We start from the raw sequence: 19,645 nt of genomic DNA, 5'->3' as shown, positions 1-19,645 counted from the left end.
CCCGCAGAGCACGCACCCCTAACGTGGCCTCGATGCTTCGCTATGCCCTCAAACGCCTGATATCGCTGGTGATCAGCCTCGCCGTCGCCTCGGTGGTCATATTTGCCGTGATTGAGGTGGCGCCCGGCGATCCTGCGTCATTCATGCTGGGCGTCAATGCTCAAGAAGATACGCTTGCCGCTCTGCGGGCCGAGTTGGGTTTGGATGTCTCCAAGGCGCAGCGGTATTTCAATTGGGTTGGCGGGATGATGGTGGGGGATTTCGGAACCTCTTACACCTATCGCACGCCAGTATCGCAGATGATCGCGGATCGGCTGTGGGTCTCGCTGCCTCTGGCTCTGTATGCGCTTACCCTGTCTACCGCGATTGCGTTTCCTGTAGGCATCTACGCCGCCGCGCGCCGGGGCAAACCGGGCGATCTGACGGTAATGGGGGCAACACAGCTGGGCATTGCAGTGCCGAATTTCTGGTTCGCGATGATGCTGGTCCTAATCTTTGCCATCAACCTGCGCTGGTTCAATGCCGGAGGGTTCGCAGGCTGGGATATGGGGTTCTGGACCGGAATGCATTCACTGACGCTGCCCGCAATCGCGCTGGCCCTGCCGCAGGCGGCCATTCTGGCGCGAGTCATGCGGTCGTCTTTGTTGGATATATTGGGTGAAGACTTCATGCGCACCGCACGTGCCAAGGGGTTGTCGCGGCGTCAGGCCCTGTGGCGGCATGGCGTGCGAAACGCACTGATCCCGGTTCTAACCATCATCGGGTTACAGTTTTCCTTCCTGCTGGCGGGATCAATCATCATCGAACAAGTTTTTTATCTGCCCGGCCTCGGACGATTGGTGTTTCAGGCAATCTCGGCCCGCGATCTGATTGTGGTGGAATCCGTGGTGATGCTGCTGGTCTTTGCGGTCATCACCGTGAACTTTCTGGTCGATCTTGCCTATGCCGCCGTTGATCCAAGGTTAAGGAGCCGGACATGAGCCGGAGCCGGAGCCTGATCCTTGGGGCTTGTCTGTCCTCGCTGGTGCTGTTGGCGGCGGCGGTTTCATTTGTCTGGACGCCCTATGACTACACTGCGCTGAACATCCCCGACAAACTGCAGCCTCCCAACGCGCAGCATTGGTTTGGCACGGATCATTTCGGACGCGACATGTTCTCGATGATCATGGTCGGTGCCCGTACCTCGATTGCCGTGGCTTTGGTGGCGGTGGGGATTGGCATGGCGCTGGGCGTGCCCTTGGGCCTGACAGCGGCTGCGCGCAAAGGGTCGGCGCTGGACGAGCTGATCATGCGCGGCAACGATCTGGTTTTTGCCTTCCCGTCTCTGGTCATCGCCATCCTGATCACTGCTGTGTTTGGTGCTGGTGCGATAAATGCGATCATCGCCATTGGCATTTTCAACATCCCGGTTTTTGCACGCATCACTCGCGGCGCAGCGCTATCTCTATGGGAGCGGGAGTTCATCCTGGCCGCGCGCGTTTCGGGCAAAGGTGCGGCACGGATATCGGCTGAGCATATCCTGCCTAACGTCGCCAACCTTCTGATCGTTCAGGGCACCATCCAGTTCTCGTTGGGAATTCTGGCTGAGGCTGGTCTGTCCTATGTCGGTCTGGGCGCGCAACCGCCCACGCCAAGTTGGGGCCGGATGCTGGCAGATGCGCAGACAATGGTCAGTTTTGCCCCACATTTGGCTCTGATTCCGGGTCTGGCGATCATTGTCACGGTGCTTGGGTTGAACCTGCTGGGAGATGGGTTGCGCGATTGGCTGGATCCCCGGATCAGGGTGGCGCGCGCATGAGTTTGCTTGAGATCGAAAACCTGACGCTGTCCATTCTCGGCACGAACATCCTGAAACAGGTCAATCTGTCCATTGCGCCCGGTCAGATCGTGGCCGTGACCGGGGAAAGCGGATCGGGCAAATCGATGACCGCGCTCGCGGTGATGCAGCTTTTGCCGGACGGAGCAAAGACAACCGGAGCCATCCGGCTGAACGGCTCAGATATGTTAGACCGCGATGAAAACGATTTGTGTGCCTTGCGCGGTGCCGCGATCGGTATGGTGTTCCAAGAACCTATGACCGCACTGAACCCGGTCAAAACCATTGGCGATCAGGTGATGGAGACTATCCTGATCCACAAGGCCATGCCGCCCAGACAGGCGCGTGACCGGACGGAGGAAGTTCTGACCCGTGTTGGCCTGCCGCCGGATCGCTTCCCGCTGTCCCGCTTTCCGCACGAACTGTCCGGGGGGCAGCGTCAGCGTGTCGTGATTGCGATGGCGATCGCGTTGCGTCCCAAGCTGTTGATCGCGGATGAGCCGACCACAGCGCTAGATGTGACAACGCAGGCGCAAATCCTCAAGCTTCTAAAAGGGCTGGTGTCGGAATACGACATGGGGCTGTTGATGATCACCCATGATCTTGCCGTGGTTGCGGATATGGCCGACCAAATTGTTGTTATGCGCCATGGCGAAGTGGTCGAATCTGGGGCCACTGCCCATCTGCTACACCACATGCAGCATCCATATACCCGTATGCTGTTCAAGGCTTCGGGGCATCAGGTATCCCTGCCCGAACCCGCGAAATCCCGCCCTTTGCTTGAAGCGACAAATGTCATTCGCGACTATCGTCTGCCTCGCAAGGGGCTGTTTGATACACCGGGGCACCACAGGGCAGTGGACCAAGTCAGCTTTACGCTCAATAGCGGAGAACGTCTGGGCCTGGTCGGCGAGTCGGGGTGTGGAAAATCGACCCTAACAAAGGCAATTCTGGGTCTTGAAGAAGTTCAGGGTGGTGACATTCGTCTGGATGGCCAGGCTGTCTTTTCGGGTCACAATCCCAACCTCGCCGTGCGGCGCAAGATGCAGGTGGTCTTTCAGGACCCCTATGGCAGCTTCAATCCACGTCACCGCGTGGCCCGGCTGATCACTGAACCGTTCCATCTGCTCGATGCTCCTGTAATGGGGTCCGAGAGGCAGGACCGGATCGCTGAAATGTTGACAGCGGTGGGTCTCAGCCCGGATGACGCTGGTAAGTATATTCATGAATTCTCGGGCGGTCAGAGACAGCGCATTGCCATCGCCCGTGCCTTAATCATCCGGCCCGAACTGATCTTGTTTGACGAGGCTGTTTCCGCCCTTGATGTGTCGGTCCGGGCGCAGATTCTCGACCTGTTGGCCGAACTATGTGAGGCCTATGATCTGACTTATCTGTTCATCAGCCATGATCTGAGCGTCGTGCGCACCATCACTGACCGCGTTATGGTGATGCGGGCCGGAAAGATCGTCGAAGAAGGCGATACCGAAAGCGTCTTCTCTGATCCGAAACACCAATACACGAAAAACCTGATCAATGCCGCGCCAGTGCTGCCAGACATTGGTCGTGATGTGGCGTGAACCGCATATTAGAGCCGAATATAGGAGTATCTCATGTCCAGCCCCCTTTGGTTTGATCCAAGCCTGTGTCTGATCGGCGGCAATTGGGTGCCGCCAACCTCCGAACAAACATTGCCTTTGATCAATCCTTCTGACGGCTCAGAGATCTGCCAGATCGCAAGGGGCGGCGCGCATGATGTTGTTGCTGCGGTCAAGGCTGCTCAGACTGCGATTGATGGGGGTTGGGGACGAAAGACTGCGCTGGAGCGGGGCCGTATCCTTACGCGTATGGGAAGGATGGTTTTGGAGCGTGTCGAGGACCTGGCCACGCTAGAGGCCATGGATGTCGGCAAGCCCCTGACGCAGGCACGCGCAGATGCGGTTGCGTTGGCACGGTATTGCGAATTCTATGGTGGGGCCGCGGACAAGGTCATGGGCGAGACCATCCCGTATCTGGATGGCTACACCGTCTATACTTTACGGGAACCGCACGGCGTGACGGGGCATATCGTTCCGTGGAACTATCCGATGCAGATCATTGGGCGGTCGGTTGGGGCTGCGTTGGCGATGGGCAATGCCTGCGTTCTGAAACCTGCGGAAGAAGCTTGCCTGACCGCGCTGGCCTTTGCGCATCTGGCGCAAGAGGCCGGTTTACCGGCCGGTGCCCTTAATGTCGTCCCCGGGTTGGGGGCCGAGGCGGGGGCGGCTTTGGCGGGCCATACGGGCGTGCACCACGTCTCGTTTACCGGGTCAGTCGCTACTGGGGCGCTGGTGCAGCAGGCAGCGGGGCAAAACGTGATTCCTGTGACGCTGGAGCTTGGGGGGAAGTCACCTCAACTGGTGTTTGACGATGCCGATCTGGATGCGGCCCTGCCCTTTCTGGTGAATGCGGGCATTCAGAATGCCGGACAAACCTGCTCGGCCTCGTCACGCATTTTGGTGCAGCGCGGGGTTTATGATCAGGTCAAACATCGTATGGCAGCGGCCTATGCAGATTTGACCGTTGGCCCTGCGCGGGACGATCTGCGCGTCGGCCCGCTGATATCGGCCCGTCAAAAGGACATCGTTTCGGACTTTCTGGCCAGAGGCGCAGACCTGACCGTCGCAGGGCAAGGACAGATCGTAGACGGTGCGCCGTCCGAAGGAGCCTATGTTGTGCCGACCCTTTTTGCGGACGTTCCGCCGGATCACTGTCTGGCCAAGGATGAGATCTTCGGTCCCGTGCAGGTGCTGATCCCATTCGATTCCGAAGAAGACGCGGTGAAGATTGCCAACGGCACCGATTACGGGTTGGTCGCCAGCATCTGGACCCGCGACGGCGCACGGCAGATGCGGCTGGCAAAGCAACTGCGCTCGGGCCAGGTGTTCATCAACAACTACGGCGCGGGTGGTGGCGTAGAGCTACCATTTGGCGGTGTCGGAAAATCCGGACACGGCCGCGAGAAAGGGTTCGAGGCCCTATATGGCTTTTCACAGTTGAAAACGGTCGCGGCGTACCATGGTTAGAGCCTAAACAATCACCTCGATCGCCTCTTGCGCGCCTACGCCGAACACTCGTTTGTAGCGTTCGATCTGATCCTTCGGTCCCATCGCCTTTTCCGGGTTGTCCGACAGTTTCACGGTCGGCTGGCCATTGGCGGACACAGCCTTGCAGACCAGCGAGAACGGCGCCAACGCGTCGTTTGGCACGAGCCCGCGAAAATCGTTGGTTAGCAAGGTGCCCCACCCGAACGAGACTTTGGTTCTGTGGGCGAATTGAGTGTGCAGTTCCCGAATTTTATCCACATCCAGACCATCCGAGAAGATCACGCGCTTTTCCAGGGGGTCTTCTCCACGGGATTGCCACCACTTGATCGCGGTTTCCGCGCCTGTTGCGGGATCACCGCTGTCGATGCGAATGCCGGTCCATCCGGCCAGCCAATCGGGTGCGCGATCCAAAAAGCCCTGCGTGCCATAGGTGTCGGGCAGAATGATGCGCAGATTGCCGTCATGTTCGTCGTGCCAGTCGCTCAGCACGTCATAAGGCGCTTGCGCCAGTTCAGCATCGTCTTTGGCAAGGGCGCTGTAGACCATCGGCAGTTCGTGCGCGTTGGTGCCGATGGCCTCAACTTCGCGCCGCATGGCGATTAGACAGTTCGACGTACCGGTAAAACTCGATCCCAGACCCTCGATCATGGCCTGCACACACCAGTCTTGCCAAAGAAAGCTGTGTCGACGCCGGGTTCCGAAGTCAGCGATCCCAAGCCCGTCAATATCCCGCAGTTGTTCGATCTTCTTCCAAACGCGGGTCATGGCCTGGGCATATAGCACCTGCAGCTCAAACCGCCGCATGTTGTTCAGCACAGCGCGCGAGCGCAGCTCCATCAGAACCGCAAGCGCCGGGATTTCCCACAGCATAACCTCGTGCCACTTACCTTCAAATGTCAGCTCGTACTGATCGCCCTTCCGTTCCAGGTGATAGGGCGGCAGGCGCATGTTTTCGAACCATTCCATAAAATCCGAACGGAACATCTGGCGCTTGCCATAGAACGTATTGCCCCGCAGCCACGTGCTTTCGCCCCGGCTCAGGCCAAGCGATCGGATATGATCCAATTGCTCGCGCAGCTCGCCTTCATCGATAAGTTTGGCCAATGGAATGTGATTCGACCGGTTGATCAGGGAAAAAGCCACATCCGTTTGGGGCTTATTTCGAAACACTGACTGGCACATCAGCAGTTTGTAGAAGTCAGTGTCGATTAAAGACCGTACAATCGGGTCAATCTTCCATTTATGATTGTACACGCGTGTCGCAATATCGACCATGGGGAACTCCTGCGATTTCCGTTGTTAGATCAATCGGTGCGTGGAATGGCAAGAGTCGCTAGAATGATAACAATGACAAGGTCAGGTCACATTGCGAGCATATTGTGTGATCTTTTCACAGTTTAGTGAAAAGAGAGGGATGGTTGAACGAGGTTAATTTGGTGAATGGTTCTCGAGTACGATTTTGACATCGTTGTTAATGAGGAATTGGAAGATAACGCCGGTTCAGAGCGATTGGACAATTCCGTCGCGCGTGCCCGATTCCGTCACGTGAAAACGGCTGACGCGCTTCGGGCGACGTCACCGAAGATTCGACAAATTTTCCAGGAAGCCGGCTTTGATCTGGATTCAACCGACAGCAAGTTGTCGCAAGGGTACTATTCGTCACGGGACGTAGACCAACGCAAACGCATTCTGCACGCGCTTTTTGCCAATATTCGCGAAATGGGAATTGAGGGCGAATACTGCGGTGAATTCGACTTCCATCGATTTTTGGACAATGTCAAAACGGCCAAACCGCGCAACGACCAACGCCCAAAAGTCGAGAATTGGACGCCGAACCCGCGCTACAAATCACCCGCAACGCCCGAGCGCCGCACATTGCCCGGACGAATTGGCGTTGCATTGGGACTGGCGGTGATCTTGTTTGCGGTGCTCAGGTATCTTGCCGAAAAAGGCGCTACGCCTTAGGTCAACGCAACGCCAGCTTCACGCATCGCGGCCACGGCGGCTGCCAGTGATCCATCCAAATCAATCGCCCGACATGCGTCCATTCGGACCGTGACGTCAAAACCCAACCGGGCAGCGTCAACGGCTGAAAAATGAACACAGAAATCTGTGGCCAGCCCAACCAGGGTCAGTTTGGTGATGCCACGTGATTTCAAGTAACCTTCCAAACCGGTCGGAGTCTTTTGGTCGTTCTCGAAAAATGCGGAATAGCTATCGATGCTGCTCCGAAAGCCTTTGCGAATGACAAGGTCAGCATGGGTATTCAGATCCGGATGGAATTCCGCACCGTCGGTGCCCTGCACACAGTGATCCGGCCACAAGACCTGCGGCCCATAATGCATTTCGGTCATGTCCAAGGGGGCTTTGCCGTCGTGCTCGCTGGCAAAGGACGAATGTCCCGCCGGGTGCCAATCCTGCGTCAGGATCACGGCGTCGAACTCTGCCATCATAGTGTTGATGGGGTCCACGATCTCGTGACCTCCGGGCACCGCCAGCGCACCACCGGGGCAGAAATCGTTCTGAACGTCGATTACAATTAGGGCATGGGCCATCGGGAATCTCCTCGCATTGTCCTATCGGTAGGGGGCAGGGCGGGGGGCGTCAATCCGGTCTCTTGCGACTCTTGTCCAGCAGGTTTAGACCGCGCGCATGTATACGATCGCTGCGCTCTATCACTTCACTCGTTTTTCGGATCATGCAGCCCTGCGCGACCCGCTGCTGGACCTATGCCGCGCGCAGTCAGTCAAGGGCACCTTGTTGCTGGCCGCCGAGGGGATCAACGGAACCATCGCCGGCCCGCGTAGTGGGATCGATGCGGTGTTGGCCCACATCAAGGCTCTGCCCGGTTGTGCGGATCTTGAGTGGAAAAAGGCCACATCCGATCACCCGCCCTTTGGCAAAATGAAGGTGCGTCTGAAAAAAGAGATCGTGACCATGGGCCAGCCGGACGTCGATCCGCGTGCCCGTGTTGGAAATTACGTCGAACCCGAGGATTGGAACGATCTGATCCGCTCCGACGATGTGGTCGTGATCGATACCCGCAATGATTACGAAGTGGCGATTGGTACGTTTGAGGGCGCAGTAGACCCTGAAACAGCCAGTTTCCGTGATTTCCCGGCCTGGTGGGAAGAAAACAAAGACCGCTTTCACAACAAGCGGGTCGCCATGTTCTGCACCGGCGGTATCCGTTGTGAGAAATCCACCAACTACCTTTTGGGGCAAGGGGTCGAGGATGTGTATCACCTGAAAGGCGGCATCCTGCGGTATCTCGAAGAGATGCCCGCCGAGGACAGCAGCTGGCAGGGTGAGTGTTTTGTGTTCGACAATCGCGTCTCGGTCGGACATGGGCTGGTCGAAGGGCCGCACAACCTGTGCCATGGCTGTCGCCGCCCGATTCTGCCCGAGGATATGAAGCGCCCGGAATACGAGCACGGCGTGTCCTGCCATCGGTGCATCAACGAGACATCAGAAGTGGACAAAATGCGGTTCCGCGAACGCCAGAAACAGATCCTGCTGTCACGTCAGCGCGGGCAGGAACATCTGGGCATTGAATGAGGGGTGAATGATTAAGGTTGCGGGTACAAGCCGGAACCCTGATGATCGCGGAAAAACCTAGGCCATCGGAGGTTTTATGCACCGCGAACCTACAACCTTGGAAGAGTGGAAATCGACGCTTATCGCAGCGGTCGGACTGGTTATTGCCAGTTTTTTTGCGTGGTATGGTCTGTCGCGCCTGAGTGAGGCGGCCGCAGGGGAAACCATTGGTACTATTGTGTCGGCCTGCCTGGTGGTTTGGGTCGCATCGCAATCTTGGTACTACATGACACAGGTGAAGCTGCCGCATCGACGCTTGTTTCTGATGGGTGTGTCATTCATTCAGGTCGTGCCGTTCTTGTTCGCGGCGGCGTATGGCGCTTTCGGCTATGCCGATAATTGCGTTGTCGGTGCAGATGCCCCAGCCGATTTCCTGTATTTTTCATACGTTACCTTCACTACGGTGGGATATGGCGACATGACCCCAACAGGTCTGTGTCGCGGACTGGCCGTCGCTGAGGCTGTTACCGGCTACATCCTCTTGGGTATGTTTGTTGCTGCTACGGTTGCGCTCTATACCCGCCACCATAAACATTAGACGGCCATTATTTGTTCTGATCAATCCAGCGGGACATAATCTGTTTGTCGCGGAAACACTCGGATGGGATAGGCCTGCGCCTGCTACGGGAAATGCGTTCGGCAAAGGCAACCTGCTTGCCGGATGGATAGTCCTCAAAGGGCGAAGGGTCGGCTGGCTTGTGCGCCGAAATCCAGGCAGACATCGACTTGCGATCCCGTTGTGCCTCGACCGGGATTTCCAAGGCCGACTGCTGGGCAATTGCACGAGCGTATCGCATTTGCCGGTCTGTGACGGGCAACAGGTGATAGTCGTTCGATGGGCCATCCATGGCCGGGTTGCGGGCGTGGTAAGACATCGGATTGTTCCTCTGACTATGTAGAACATAAATGGAACATTAAGCTTTTTATTCAAGAGGGAGCCGATTCACATCAGCGGGAGTCCGCCGTGAATTGCTTTTATTGACTGGTCAATCAATAAAATATAAATGCGAAAGAAAGGACCTCTGAGAAGGAAATCGGCATGAAGTTTCAGCCCAAAGCGAGCCATTTCATCAACGGCGCATATGTTGAAGATACCAACGGCGCCCCTATCGACGTGATCTACCCGGCCACCGGTGAAATCATCGCCCGGCTGCACTCTGCCACGCCGGATATTGTAAATCAGGCTCTAACAGTTGCCAAAAACGCTCAGGCAGAGTGGGTGGCAATGTCCGGGACCGAGCGTGGTCGCATCCTGAGACGGGCATCTGACATCATGCGTGACCGCAATCGCGCGCTTTCGATCCTCGAAACCCACGACACCGGTAAACCCTTGCAGGAAACCCTGGTGGCCGACGCCACATCGGGTGCGGATGCGTTGGAGTACTTTGGGGGGCTGGCTGCGTCATTGACGGGTGAGCATATCCCGCTGGGCGGCGGAGACTTTGTCTACACCATCCGCGAGGCGCTGGGCGTTTGTGTTGGTATCGGCGCATGGAATTACCCGACCCAGATCGCATGCTGGAAAGGAGCCCCTGCACTGGCCTGCGGCAATACGATGGTCTTCAAACCGTCCGAGACCACGCCCCTCTCGGCGTTGCAAGTGGCCGAGATCCTGATCGAGGCGGGCGCGCCAAAGGGCGTCTATAACGTGATCCAGGGCTATGGCGATGTTGGCGCATCGCTTGTGACCGATCCGCGCGTGGCCAAGGTTTCGCTGACCGGGTCCGTTCCGACCGGCCGCAAGGTCTATGCCGCAGCTGCCGACGGCATGAAGCACGTGACGATGGAACTGGGCGGCAAGTCCCCGATGATCGTGTTCGACGACGCCGATATCGAAAACGCTGTTTCGGGTGCGATCCTGGGCAACTTCTATTCCTCGGGTCAGGTCTGTTCGAACGGTACCCGTGTCTTTGTGCAGAAAGGCGTCAAAGAGGCACTCCTCAAGCGCCTCTCAGAACGTCTGGCCACTGCGAAAATTGGTGATCCGCTGGATGAGGACGTCAACTTTGGCCCTATGGTCAGCGAAAACCAACTGAACATCGCGCTGAGCTATGTCGAAAAGGGCAAGGCCGAAGGTGCGCGCCTAGTATTTGGCGGTGAGCGGATCGACAGTGACGGCTTTTACATGCAGCCCACAGTGTTTGCGGATGTGACGGACGATATGGCCATCGCGCGCGAAGAAATCTTTGGCCCTGTCATGTCCGTACTGGATTTCGATACCGAAGAAGAAGTGATGGCCCGCGCCAACGACACCGAGTTTGGATTGGCAGCCGGTGTCTTCACCAACGATCTGACCCGCGCGCACCGCATTGTGGCCGGGTTCGAGGCGGGCACCTGCTATATCAACACCTATAATCTGGCTCCGGTCGAGGCCCCGTTCGGTGGATCCAAAATGTCGGGTGTCGGGCGCGAAAACTCGAAACTGGCGATCAATCACTTCAGCGAGATGAAGACGGTCTATGTTTCGATGAACGACGTCGAAGCGCCGTACTAATCAAAACCGGCCATTCAAACTCTGTTCCCGACATTTTGCGTCGGGAACAGAGCATAAGCCACATAAGACATGTGGCTGACTTCCTCCAAAGGGTGCCGTTTTCGGTTCCGTCGGTGGGAGATCAAGTTCATGAAAACGCATGCACAGGCCGTAGTCATCGGCGGAGGATTGGCTGGCTGTTCAATCCTGTACCATTTGGCCAAACTCGGTTGGCGGGACGTAGTCCTGCTTGAAAGGGATGAACTGACCAGCGGATCAACCTGGCACGCGGCGGCCAATATCCACGGGCTACACGACAACAACAATATCACCCGCATCCAGCATTACACGATGAACTTGTATAAAGAGCTGGAGCAGGAAACCGGCCAGAGCTGTGGAGTGTTCCAGCCCGGTTCCCTCTATCTGGCCCAGACTGAAAACCGCGAACACCAGTTGCGTCTGCAGGAAGCCAAGGCTCGGTTCTATGGCCTGAATTTCTACGAAGTCAGCCGCGAACAAGCGATGGAACTGCACCCGCTGGCGCGGTTCGACGATATCCGCTGCATTATGTTTGAACCCGATGGCGGCAACGTTGATCCCTCAGGCGTGCCGCACGCATATGCCGCAGGCGCGCGCGCCATGGGTGCAACGATTGAGCGCTTTTGCCCCGTGTTAGGCACTGAACAGCAGCCAGATGGGTCGTGGATCGTGCGTACCGAAAAGGGCGACATCCATGCGCAATGGGTTGTGAATGCCGCAGGCCTTTGGGGCCGCGAAGTAGCGGCATTGGCGGGTTTGACTCTGCCGTTGCAACCGACCGAACACCAGTATTTCGTGACCGATTCCATTGATGAGGTTGCCAACCTGGGTCGCCGTTTACCGTCGATCGCCGATCGGGACGGTGAGTACTACTTCCGACAGGAAGGCAACGGGCTGCTGATCGGGGCCTATGAAAAGGACATGAAGTTCTGGGCCGAAGAGGGCACGCCGCTGGACTTCGCCCATGATCTGTTCCCAGACGATCTGGACCGGATCATGGAGAACGTGATCCGCGCAACCGAGCGCGTGCCCGCCGCGGCGACGGCTGGCGTGAAACGGGTGATCAACGGGCCTATGATCTGGTCCCCGGACAGTTCCGCCCTTTGGGGACCGGTGCCGGAATTGAAGAACTATTTCCTCTGTGGCGGCCTGATCCCCGGTTTCTCGCAATCGGGCGGGCTGGGGTTGCTGGCGGCGCAGTGGATGATCGAGGGAGAGCCTCAATACGACATGTTTGCCTGGGATCTGGCGCGGTTTGGCGACTGGGCGGACAAGAAATTTACCAAGGCCCGGGTTGAGGACCAGTATACCCACCGGTTCGCCATCCACTTCCCCAACGAGGAACGCAGCGCAGGCCGTCCGGCCCGCGTGCGCCCGGCCTATGGAATGCAAAAGGACATAGGCTGCGTCTTTGGTCTGAACTGCGGCTGGGAGCATCCGCTGTGGTTTGCCGATCAGCCCGGCACCACCGAGACAAACGGGTTCACGCGCCAGAACTGGTGGGAACCGGTTGGGCAAGAGGTCAAGATGCTGCGCGAAAACGTTGGCGTGATCGACATCTCGAACTTTGCCAACTACGTCATTAAGGGCCCGGGCGCCAATGAGTGGCTGGACAAGCTGGTTGCCAACCGGGTGCCGACCGTGGTCGGGCGGTCCTGCCTGACGCCGCTGATCTCGGTGCGCGGGGGTGTGGCCGGCGACTTTACCATCACCAAGGTGGCCGAGAACGAATACATGATGATCGGCTCGGGTATGGCCGAGCGCTATCATCAGCGGTTCTTCAACATGATCGACCTGCCCGAAGGCACCACGTTCGAGGTGGCTACGGACCGGATTGCGGGCTTCAACGTCGCAGGGCCCAAATCGCGTGACCTGCTGCAGCGGCTGACCAATGCGGATTTGACGAACGAGGCGTTCCGCTTCATGCGCTCGGCCACGATCGAGGTTGCGGGGGTGACCTGCCTGGCGATCCGTGTCAGCTTTACCGGTGATTTGGGGTGGGAGTTGCACTGCGAGGAAGAAGATCAGATCAGGCTCTATTCGGCGCTTCTTGAGGCTGCGAAGGAGTGCGACGGTGGTCCGGTGGGCGGCCGCGCGTTGGGGTCACTGCGGATTGAAAAGGGCTATGGCTCGTGGGGCCGCGAGTATTCTCAGGAATACTGGCCGCAGGAAGTCGGGCTGGCGGGTCTGATCAAGCTGGACAAGGACTTCCTGCACAAAGACGCCTATGTGCAGATCAAGGACAACGCCGCGCGCGAGGTTCTGTCGATTTTTGAGGTCGAGGCGACGGATGCCGACGCGTCCGGTGGCGAACCTATCTTTACACCAGATGGCGCACCGGTCGGACGTGTGACCTCAGGGGCCTATGGCTATTCAGTCGGCAAATCCCTGGCCATCGGCTATTCAAATCCGGCAGTCGTAAAGCCGGGGGATATGGTGGAAATCTTCATCCTCGGCAAACCGCATAAAGCCAAAGTTTTGGCCGAACCGCCCTATGATCCATCGGGTCTCCGGCTGCGCGATGTCCAACCCAAGGTGATGGAGGCAGCCAAATGACCGGCACGCTGGATCGGGTCACGGATTTTGCCCTGAACCTTTCAGCGCACGAGATGCCTGACAGCGCGAAAGAGGCCGCTGCCCTGATGATGCTCGACACAATGGGCATCCTGATCGCCTCCGGCCCGATGGAGGCCGGCGTGATCGCCCGCGATACTGCCGCGCTGCTCTATGCAAGCACTGATGCGGCATTCAGCGTTCCGATGATGTTTGATGGCCGCCTCGTCAGCACGGCGGGCGCTGCCTACGCAGCAGCCACACAAATCGACAATTTGGACGGGCATGACGGCTACAACCCGACTAAGGGGCATATCGGTGTCGTCGTCCTGCCTGCGTTAGTTTCACTTGGTGCGCATTGCCCTGATTTGTCCGGCCCCGAAGCCCTGGCTGCCGTCGTCACGGGATATGAAATCGCAGGACGTGCGGGGCTGTCGCTGCACGCATCGGTCAGCGATTACCACACGTCCGGCGCCTGGAATGCCCTTGGCGTGGTCGCCATGGCCGCGCGCATGCGCGGGTACACGCCAGAGCAATTTCGACAAGCGTTGGGAATAGCAGAATACCACGGCCCCCGAAGCCAGATGATGCGCGAGATTGCGAATCCGACGATGCTGCACGACGGATCGGGTTGGGGCGCGATGGTTGGCATATCATCTGCGATTCTGGCCGAACGTGGTTTCACGGGCGCCCCGGCCATCACAATCGAAGATGCTGATGTTGCGTCGTTTTGGGATGATTTAGGTCAGTTCTGGCAGGTCGAACACCAATACGTAAAACCTTATCCGATATGTCGCTGGGCTCATGCGGCAATTGATGGCGTTCGGGCTGTGATGATGGAGAATGACCTAGCCCACGACCAAATCCGATCCATCCATATCAACAGTTTTCATGAAGCGGCCTGCCTGTACGCAGGGATGCCTGACACCACGTCTCAGGCCCAGTATTCTCTGCCTTTTGCTGTGGCGGTTCAGGCGATCCATGGTCGGATCGGGGTCGAACATATCTCGGGTTCGGGTTTGTCTGATCCGGCGGTGGCAGAGTTGGTGTCGCGTATTCACGTTCTGGAAGATGCGCGCCACAGTGCACGCTTCCCGCAGGGGCGGTGGGCCGATGTCATCTTGAAATCGACCGATGGGCGTGTGTTCGAATCCGGCGACACTCACGCGCGCGGAGGGCCGGAGGCTCCGCTCAGCCGGGGAGATGTGATCGCCAAGTACACCGAGTTTGCCGCGCCAGTCGTCGGTTCGGACCGCGCGGACGCGATCCGCGCGGCCATATTGGGTTGGGTCGAACCTACATCCAGATTGTCGGACCTGATGTCGTTGGTCTTTGATCCGTAAAAGCGGCCGGTGCGGGCTGCGGGCCGACGCTCAGTGGGCACCTAATGAAAGACAAATCGTGAATGCAGGTGGCGCCGACCTGATCCGCTATTGGTCCACTTTCGTAAGCAAATCCAGAATGTGCTGGCGTGTTTTTGCGCTGTCATCCAACAAGCCCTTCGCGTCAGCTAAGGGTTTGTCCTGCATTCGTATTGGCGGCACGGACAGGAGCCGCGTTGTTTGCTGAACTGCGAAGAACTTTGTGTCGCGTTCGTGCGCGACTGTTTCCGGATGATCGGCCAACCAAAAGAACCGATCGGCTTTTTCATCCTCACCCACAGCACGCAAAAGCTGACCAGCTGCCACGTAATCATCCGTCATCTGCAATGCTTGCCCTCGCAAAAGCTGGGCCGCGTCTGATGGATCGTCGACCAGTTCCAACATCGCTTGATGTGGTCGGCGTTGCAGTAAGGCGGCGCGCGCACGTAACCGTGCCCTTTCTGCGCGCCGGGCCTTGTCCTGTGACCGACTGGCCAGTTCCAGCGCCGCGTCCGCAAAACCTAGGGTGACCAAGCGCTCGGCCAATCCCACGCTTGTGTCTGTGAATAGAGCCAGTTTCTGCTCTGGTGTCAGGGTCACGACACGCCTTAGAAATGTCGCGTCGTCGGCGCGTTCGGTCAGGATCTGGGCGACGCGGTTCAGCGTCTCGACGGCTATGTCCTGCGCATTTTGGGCGCCCAGCAGATCCATCGCCTTATCGAATTCATGGCTAAGGCTCAAAGCGACGATCTGTGTTTGCAGCATGCGCGGCCCGATTTCAGACCGTCGAAACTCCACGACGTAAGACGCCGCAAGATCAAGCTCTTGTGGGGATATTGCTCCACGTTCCGACCACCGCTTGTCGACCAGTCGCGCGACCGCAAGCGGTGCCTCCAACTCTGCACCCGACGCAGCGATGACCTCGTTCAACAATGCTTCTGACTTCGGGCCGTCGCCTTCGGCAGCCGCGACTTTAGCCTTGGCTTGGGACGTATCGGCGCTGTCCTCAGTCGCAACGCGGTCGACCGTGCGCAACACGCGCCTTGCTGGTTCAAGTTTCCCAGCATCTGTCAGGATTTCCGCCAATGTTGGCCCAACTTGACGGCGAAGATGGTTGGGCAAGCGCGCAAATGACTGTTCGATCGACTGCAACTGGGCCTCTTCCTGCATCTCTCCTTCGATCAAAAGAGCCCAAAGCGCGGCGTCGCTTTCACACCGCTGAAGATTGGTAAACGGGTTCGGATGGGACGGCTGTGCGCCATCAAGATACCGGGCTATCGAGGCAACCCGATCTGTGTCTGGCGCATGCTGCCCAAGCAATTCAAGCGTCCGAATAGCCTCTGCGCCGAACCCGGAATAGGCGTATAGCTGCGCCAGCTTCAGCGCCTTTTCTTCGTCGAGATGATCGAATTCTTTGAACAGGGCGGCGCGCAACGAAGCCACCTGTTCTGGAAAGGGAGTTGCCCCAGACCAACTGTCAAACCCAAGCTCAGCGCTTGAGATGCAGGGTGGGCGTTGTTCAAGCTGCGGCAGGGATGGTCCTAAAAGTTCATTCAAGCCGTCCAGAACGGATGTCACATGAATATTGGCATTAAGGTCTGAGGGGCTAAAGGGATCGTTCTTGGGGACCGACAGCCTTGGTCCAACCGGAGCAAGCCTCAAATCAACGACTTCCCGGTCAGAGCCGCGCAGCAGCAGGGTAGAGAGCTGTTCTTCAAAGCGCTGTGCGTTCAGGTTTAGCAGTGGCAATTCGAGACTCTGCAAATTTTGCCCAACCAACGGGTCTTTCTCTTTGGACGCTTTGGGCAAAACAGGCGACGGTATTTCAGCGCTGATTGGGGGCAGCGCCGAGCCTGGTGCAATATCCACCACGATCATCGTGCCCTTGAACAGAAAGGCATTGGCAACACAGTCGCAGCCAAATTGCATATCCAGCGCCGCACCCGGCTTTGACTGAGAGATCGCGGCCAAGCGGTTTTGCGTCAGACGCCGGAACACGGCTGCTGTGTCAAAGTTCACCTTTTCCAATTTGACACTCAGACGCGCACCATTTTTCTTGTGCGACAGCACCCATTTAGTGCCTGGCGGAACCTGTGCGACCAGTCGCGTATACCCATCATGTTCACCCGAGCGTACCTGCACATCTTGTGCTTGAACCTGCGCTGCCGCGGCGGTTAGCGCCAAAGCAAGGAAAACTGTCCGGATCATGCCGCTGCCTGTTTGAGTTCCTTCAACGCATCTTCCAGCTCCGAAAATGCTGGGCGATTATGCGTCGGCGTGTTCTGGCGGCCAACTTCAATGCACATGGCTGCGTTGTGGTTGTGCAGGTTGGCGACCAGAACCTCTTTGATCAACTGGTAAAAATGGTTGTCCTCTTCGACTACCGCTTTCAGCTTGCCAGCGAACGGGCCAACCAGGCCATAGGCGAGAAACACGCCCAGGAACGTCCCGACCAAAGCGCCTCCGATCAGTTTGCCCAGTACTTCGGGCGGCTGGTCGATGGACCCCATCGTTTTGATTACGCCCAAAACGGCGGCCACGATCCCAAGTGCGGGCAAACCATCGGCGACGGTTTGTAACGCGTGGCTGGAATGCATGGCGTGGTGAAAATTGGTCTCCATCCGTTTTTCCAGCACTTCTTCAACTTGATGTGGATCGTCGTAATTCATCGACGCGGATCGCATCGTGTCGCAGATCAGATCGACAGCTTCCTTGTCCTTCTGAATCTTCGGATAGGCTGAGAATAGGGTCGAGTTCTCGGGGTCTTCGATATGCTGTTCCACCTCGACCGGGTTGGCCTTGGCAATGCGGATCAGAGAAAATAAAAGGCACAGCAGATCGCGGTAATCTTCGGGTTTCCATTTGGGGCCCTTGAACACTTTACCCATGTCCTTGATCGTATGTTTGACGGCGCTCAAGTCGTTGCTGATCATGAATGCGCCAACGGCGGCGCCGCCGATCATCATCATCTCGAACGGGAGCGATTTCAAAATGATCGTCATCTTGCCACCGGCGGCAAGATATCCACCAAACACCATGGCGAAAATGACGACGATTCCGATGATTCCGATCATGGGTGGTCTCCTGCAAAGTCAGATGCGGGGGTAAAAAACATGTGCGCTACTCCTGCGGAGCCGCAGCATTGCGACCGGCCATGATCACGCTGATCGTATAGGCGGCTTCGGGGTTGAGACCGGCCAGAACACCTGCGGCGGAATCAGGCGGCATCCGCGACAGAAAGCCAGCCGCAAAGCCGGGGTCCATGGTTTCGAACAGGGCGGCTGCGTCCTTGGGTTTCATGCTCTGATACACATCCGTCAGGCGCGTCAGATCGGTCTCGGCGGCTTTTTCGGCGAAGGCCAGTGTCTGTCGCAGCGATTCTTCTGCCTCCTGCAAGGCAGCCAGGCGCGTTTCAATCGCCTGATCCGCGATATCCAGCGCCTTTTCTTTGTCTTGTAACGCGGTCTCTCGTTTCTTGAGCGCGTCTTCGCGGCGTAGCAATTCAGTCAACAATTCTTGCGCACCGGGCTGTTCGGCTTGGCTGCTCCTCGCCAGCGATGGGGCGGGATCGGATCCTTTAGCCAGCGCGGGCCCGGCCTCGAATCCTATTCTGATCGCGGCGGAACCGATCATAAGCATCGCGATCACCGCAAGAACGCCGCCTTTGGGACGGTTTTCTGCCCGCTTCCGCCTCATGTCGTGGCCTCGCTGCGGCTGTGACGCAGGAACATCAACCCACCCGGACGTTTGACCTGAGTCTCGGCTGGCGCGTCTTCTTCAATGACGGGCACTGAGTTGGCTTGGGACTGTTCTTCAGAAACAACCGGCTCAGGCTCTGGTGTAGGGATCTCGGTCGCCTCTTCATCGTCCGGCACGACGTCATGCATCGAGGCCATCATCAACTCAAGCCGCTGCGCCACTGTTTCGGCGCGCTCGGTCAGTTCCTTAAGAACGACGCCAGACTGATCCGAGGCTTCCCGCGCGGCCTCCAGTGATTTTTTCAACTCTTCCGCTTGCGAAGACAGCACGGCCACCGCACCACCGACGCCTTTTTCAAGGTCGGTAAAGCGTTTCAACCGCTTGGACAGGACGAAACAATAAAGACCCGCACCCATGGCACCTGCGACCAGCAAAATATCTGCAATCAGCTCCAACTTCGCCTCCTAGTTCAGTACGAATTCCATGACGAGAACATCGCGAACGCGGCCTTCGCCGACGACGATTTCGATACGCCGCAACAGGTGTCCTCGGATGCGCATGAGCGCGAGCGAATCCTCAAGATCAGAAACCTCAATCGCGCGTAGATATCCGTTCAGCACGTCCATGATTCGCGGTTTCATCTTTTCCACATCCGCCATGTACGGCGCGTTCACCTCGAGCTGGGCATGAAACTTCAGATGTCGCGAGTCGCTGGTGTTTACCGAAACGACGACCGGAGTTAGGTCAACGAATCCAACCTTTGGCAGAGCCTTGGCAGGCCTGCTTTTCTCTGTTTCTTCGGTGTTCTGCACGACGGGTTTTCCGCCTATCGGCAACAGGCCGGTGGTGGTCAGGAAATACCCGCCCGCAGCACCGGCTATCGCCAGAATCGCGCCTACTATCATTCCCTTTTTCCCAGATTTTTCCGGAACTTCTGCCTGTTCTGCAGTCGCGTCGGTCATGACGTCCTCATTTCTTCAATCTGCAATCGTCATAACCCGACAGGGACTAACCGATTGTTAAG

18 protein-coding genes are annotated in these 19,645 nt (G+C 57.6%); 10 read left to right on the top strand and 8 right to left on the bottom strand.

Translation table 11 applies throughout. The features are described 5' to 3' along the window. Window positions 1–32 precede the first annotated feature (32 nt). The 4 genes from AC2FD9_RS07840 to AC2FD9_RS07825 are packed head-to-tail and all read left to right on the top strand — an operon-like array spanning window position 33 to window position 4,878. Window positions 33–980: an ABC transporter permease gene (locus AC2FD9_RS07840; protein WP_496836222.1), complete on the top strand. Its 948-nt coding sequence runs from the start codon at window positions 33–35 to the stop codon at window positions 978–980. Next, window positions 977–1,798: an ABC transporter permease gene (locus AC2FD9_RS07835; protein WP_496836221.1), complete on the top strand. Its 822-nt coding sequence runs from the start codon at window positions 977–979 to the stop codon at window positions 1,796–1,798. The genes AC2FD9_RS07840 and AC2FD9_RS07835 overlap by 4 nt, the downstream gene beginning before the upstream one ends. Beyond that, window positions 1,795–3,393 carry an ABC transporter ATP-binding protein gene (locus AC2FD9_RS07830; protein ID WP_496836219.1) on the top strand — a complete coding sequence of 533 codons (1,599 nt, stop codon included), beginning with the start codon at window positions 1,795–1,797 and terminating at the stop codon, window positions 3,391–3,393. Before AC2FD9_RS07835 ends, AC2FD9_RS07830 begins: the two co-directional genes overlap by 4 nt. Window positions 3,394–3,426: 33 nt before the next feature. Further along, a complete protein-coding gene (locus AC2FD9_RS07825; protein ID WP_282170151.1) occupies window positions 3,427–4,878 on the top strand; it encodes an aldehyde dehydrogenase family protein in 1,452 nt (483 codons plus the stop codon). Window positions 4,879–4,881: 3 nt separating this feature from the next. Here AC2FD9_RS07825 and pncB read toward each other — a convergent pair whose 3' ends face one another. Then, a complete protein-coding gene (pncB, locus tag AC2FD9_RS07820) occupies window positions 4,882–6,174 on the bottom strand; it encodes a nicotinate phosphoribosyltransferase (RefSeq protein WP_058279083.1) in 1,293 nt (430 codons plus the stop codon). A 165-nt stretch (window positions 6,175–6,339) separates the two neighbouring features. On the opposite strand from pncB, the gene AC2FD9_RS07815 reads away from it, so the two are divergent. Then, window positions 6,340–6,864: a hypothetical protein gene (locus AC2FD9_RS07815; RefSeq protein WP_108860017.1), complete on the top strand. Its 525-nt coding sequence runs from the start codon at window positions 6,340–6,342 to the stop codon at window positions 6,862–6,864. On the opposite strand, the gene pncA is transcribed toward AC2FD9_RS07815, so the two are convergent. Further along, the gene (pncA, locus tag AC2FD9_RS07810) at window positions 6,861–7,454 is read right to left on the bottom strand and encodes a bifunctional nicotinamidase/pyrazinamidase (protein ID WP_058275024.1); all 594 of its coding nucleotides are present in this window, start codon (window positions 7,452–7,454) and stop codon (window positions 6,861–6,863) included. The genes AC2FD9_RS07815 and pncA overlap by 4 nt on opposite strands. Window positions 7,455–7,551: 97 nt before the next feature. On the opposite strand from pncA, the gene trhO reads away from it, so the two are divergent. Further along, window positions 7,552–8,457 carry an oxygen-dependent tRNA uridine(34) hydroxylase TrhO gene (trhO, locus tag AC2FD9_RS07805; protein ID WP_496836216.1) on the top strand — a complete coding sequence of 302 codons (906 nt, stop codon included), beginning with the start codon at window positions 7,552–7,554 and terminating at the stop codon, window positions 8,455–8,457. A 76-nt stretch (window positions 8,458–8,533) separates the two neighbouring features. Further along, a complete protein-coding gene (locus tag AC2FD9_RS07800; RefSeq protein WP_496836213.1) occupies window positions 8,534–9,034 on the top strand; it encodes a potassium channel family protein in 501 nt (166 codons plus the stop codon). 7 nt (window positions 9,035–9,041) lie between these two features. On the opposite strand, the gene AC2FD9_RS07795 is transcribed toward AC2FD9_RS07800, so the two are convergent. Continuing rightward, window positions 9,042–9,371 (bottom strand): hypothetical protein, encoded by a 330-nt coding sequence (locus AC2FD9_RS07795; protein WP_496836211.1) that lies wholly within the window; start codon window positions 9,369–9,371, stop codon window positions 9,042–9,044. A gap of 164 nt (window positions 9,372–9,535) precedes the next feature. Between AC2FD9_RS07795 and betB the strand changes: the two genes are divergently transcribed. The 3 genes from betB (at window position 9,536) to AC2FD9_RS07780 (ending at window position 14,904) form a co-directional block, all read left to right on the top strand. Next, window positions 9,536–10,990 (top strand): betaine-aldehyde dehydrogenase, encoded by a 1,455-nt coding sequence (betB, locus tag AC2FD9_RS07790; protein WP_496836209.1) that lies wholly within the window; start codon window positions 9,536–9,538, stop codon window positions 10,988–10,990. 129 nt (window positions 10,991–11,119) lie between these two features. Next, a complete protein-coding gene (locus AC2FD9_RS07785; protein WP_496836207.1) occupies window positions 11,120–13,564 on the top strand; it encodes a GcvT family protein in 2,445 nt (814 codons plus the stop codon). Then, on the top strand, window positions 13,561–14,904 hold the full coding sequence (locus tag AC2FD9_RS07780) for an MmgE/PrpD family protein (RefSeq protein ID WP_496836205.1): 1,344 nt from the start codon (window positions 13,561–13,563) through the stop codon (window positions 14,902–14,904). The genes AC2FD9_RS07785 and AC2FD9_RS07780 overlap by 4 nt, the downstream gene beginning before the upstream one ends. An 87-nt stretch (window positions 14,905–14,991) precedes the next feature. Here AC2FD9_RS07780 and AC2FD9_RS07775 read toward each other — a convergent pair whose 3' ends face one another. The 5 genes from AC2FD9_RS07775 to AC2FD9_RS07755 are packed head-to-tail and all read right to left on the bottom strand — an operon-like array spanning window position 14,992 to window position 19,583. Beyond that, window positions 14,992–17,130 (bottom strand): hypothetical protein, encoded by a 2,139-nt coding sequence (locus AC2FD9_RS07775; protein ID WP_496836203.1) that lies wholly within the window; start codon window positions 17,128–17,130, stop codon window positions 14,992–14,994. Beyond that, window positions 17,127–17,996: a flagellar motor stator protein MotA gene (gene motA / locus AC2FD9_RS07770; RefSeq protein WP_282119619.1), complete on the bottom strand. Its 870-nt coding sequence runs from the start codon at window positions 17,994–17,996 to the stop codon at window positions 17,127–17,129. Before motA ends, AC2FD9_RS07775 begins: the two co-directional genes overlap by 4 nt. A 46-nt stretch (window positions 17,997–18,042) precedes the next feature. Beyond that, window positions 18,043–18,618 carry a MotE family protein gene (locus AC2FD9_RS07765; RefSeq protein ID WP_496721143.1) on the bottom strand — a complete coding sequence of 192 codons (576 nt, stop codon included), beginning with the start codon at window positions 18,616–18,618 and terminating at the stop codon, window positions 18,043–18,045. After that, window positions 18,615–19,076 carry a hypothetical protein gene (locus AC2FD9_RS07760; RefSeq protein ID WP_496760693.1) on the bottom strand — a complete coding sequence of 154 codons (462 nt, stop codon included), beginning with the start codon at window positions 19,074–19,076 and terminating at the stop codon, window positions 18,615–18,617. Before AC2FD9_RS07760 ends, AC2FD9_RS07765 begins: the two co-directional genes overlap by 4 nt. 9 nt (window positions 19,077–19,085) lie before the next feature. Continuing rightward, the gene (locus AC2FD9_RS07755; RefSeq protein WP_282119616.1) at window positions 19,086–19,583 is read right to left on the bottom strand and encodes a flagellar basal body-associated FliL family protein; all 498 of its coding nucleotides are present in this window, start codon (window positions 19,581–19,583) and stop codon (window positions 19,086–19,088) included. Window positions 19,584–19,645: the final 62 nt, after the last annotated feature.

The sequence above is a fragment of the Ruegeria sp. YTSC230 genome (assembly GCF_059609665.1).
Note: the sequence above shows the minus strand (reverse complement) of the source record. Positions and strands in the feature narration are given on the sequence as shown.

Excerpts from the sequence above, each read along its gene's own strand:
- AC2FD9_RS07840 (WP_496836222.1), top strand. The coding sequence starts at position 33 with ATGCTTCGCTATGCCCTCAAACGCCTGATATCGCTGGTGATCAGCCTC.
- AC2FD9_RS07835 (WP_496836221.1), top strand. The coding sequence starts at position 977 with ATGAGCCGGAGCCGGAGCCTGATCCTTGGGGCTTGTCTGTCCTCGCTG.
- AC2FD9_RS07830 (WP_496836219.1), top strand. The coding sequence starts at position 1,795 with ATGAGTTTGCTTGAGATCGAAAACCTGACGCTGTCCATTCTCGGCACG.
- AC2FD9_RS07825 (WP_282170151.1), top strand. The coding sequence starts at position 3,427 with ATGTCCAGCCCCCTTTGGTTTGATCCAAGCCTGTGTCTGATCGGCGGC.
- pncB (WP_058279083.1), bottom strand. The coding sequence starts at position 6,174 with ATGGTCGATATTGCGACACGCGTGTACAATCATAAATGGAAGATTGAC.
- AC2FD9_RS07815 (WP_108860017.1), top strand. The coding sequence starts at position 6,340 with ATGGTTCTCGAGTACGATTTTGACATCGTTGTTAATGAGGAATTGGAA.
- pncA (WP_058275024.1), bottom strand. The coding sequence starts at position 7,454 with ATGGCCCATGCCCTAATTGTAATCGACGTTCAGAACGATTTCTGCCCC.
- trhO (WP_496836216.1), top strand. The coding sequence starts at position 7,552 with ATGTATACGATCGCTGCGCTCTATCACTTCACTCGTTTTTCGGATCAT.
- AC2FD9_RS07800 (WP_496836213.1), top strand. The coding sequence starts at position 8,534 with ATGCACCGCGAACCTACAACCTTGGAAGAGTGGAAATCGACGCTTATC.
- AC2FD9_RS07795 (WP_496836211.1), bottom strand. The coding sequence starts at position 9,371 with ATGTCTTACCACGCCCGCAACCCGGCCATGGATGGCCCATCGAACGAC.
- betB (WP_496836209.1), top strand. The coding sequence starts at position 9,536 with ATGAAGTTTCAGCCCAAAGCGAGCCATTTCATCAACGGCGCATATGTT.
- AC2FD9_RS07785 (WP_496836207.1), top strand. The coding sequence starts at position 11,120 with ATGAAAACGCATGCACAGGCCGTAGTCATCGGCGGAGGATTGGCTGGC.
- AC2FD9_RS07780 (WP_496836205.1), top strand. The coding sequence starts at position 13,561 with ATGACCGGCACGCTGGATCGGGTCACGGATTTTGCCCTGAACCTTTCA.
- AC2FD9_RS07775 (WP_496836203.1), bottom strand. The coding sequence starts at position 17,130 with ATGATCCGGACAGTTTTCCTTGCTTTGGCGCTAACCGCCGCGGCAGCG.
- motA (WP_282119619.1), bottom strand. The coding sequence starts at position 17,996 with ATGATCGGAATCATCGGAATCGTCGTCATTTTCGCCATGGTGTTTGGT.
- AC2FD9_RS07765 (WP_496721143.1), bottom strand. The coding sequence starts at position 18,618 with ATGAGGCGGAAGCGGGCAGAAAACCGTCCCAAAGGCGGCGTTCTTGCG.
- AC2FD9_RS07755 (WP_282119616.1), bottom strand. The coding sequence starts at position 19,583 with ATGACCGACGCGACTGCAGAACAGGCAGAAGTTCCGGAAAAATCTGGG.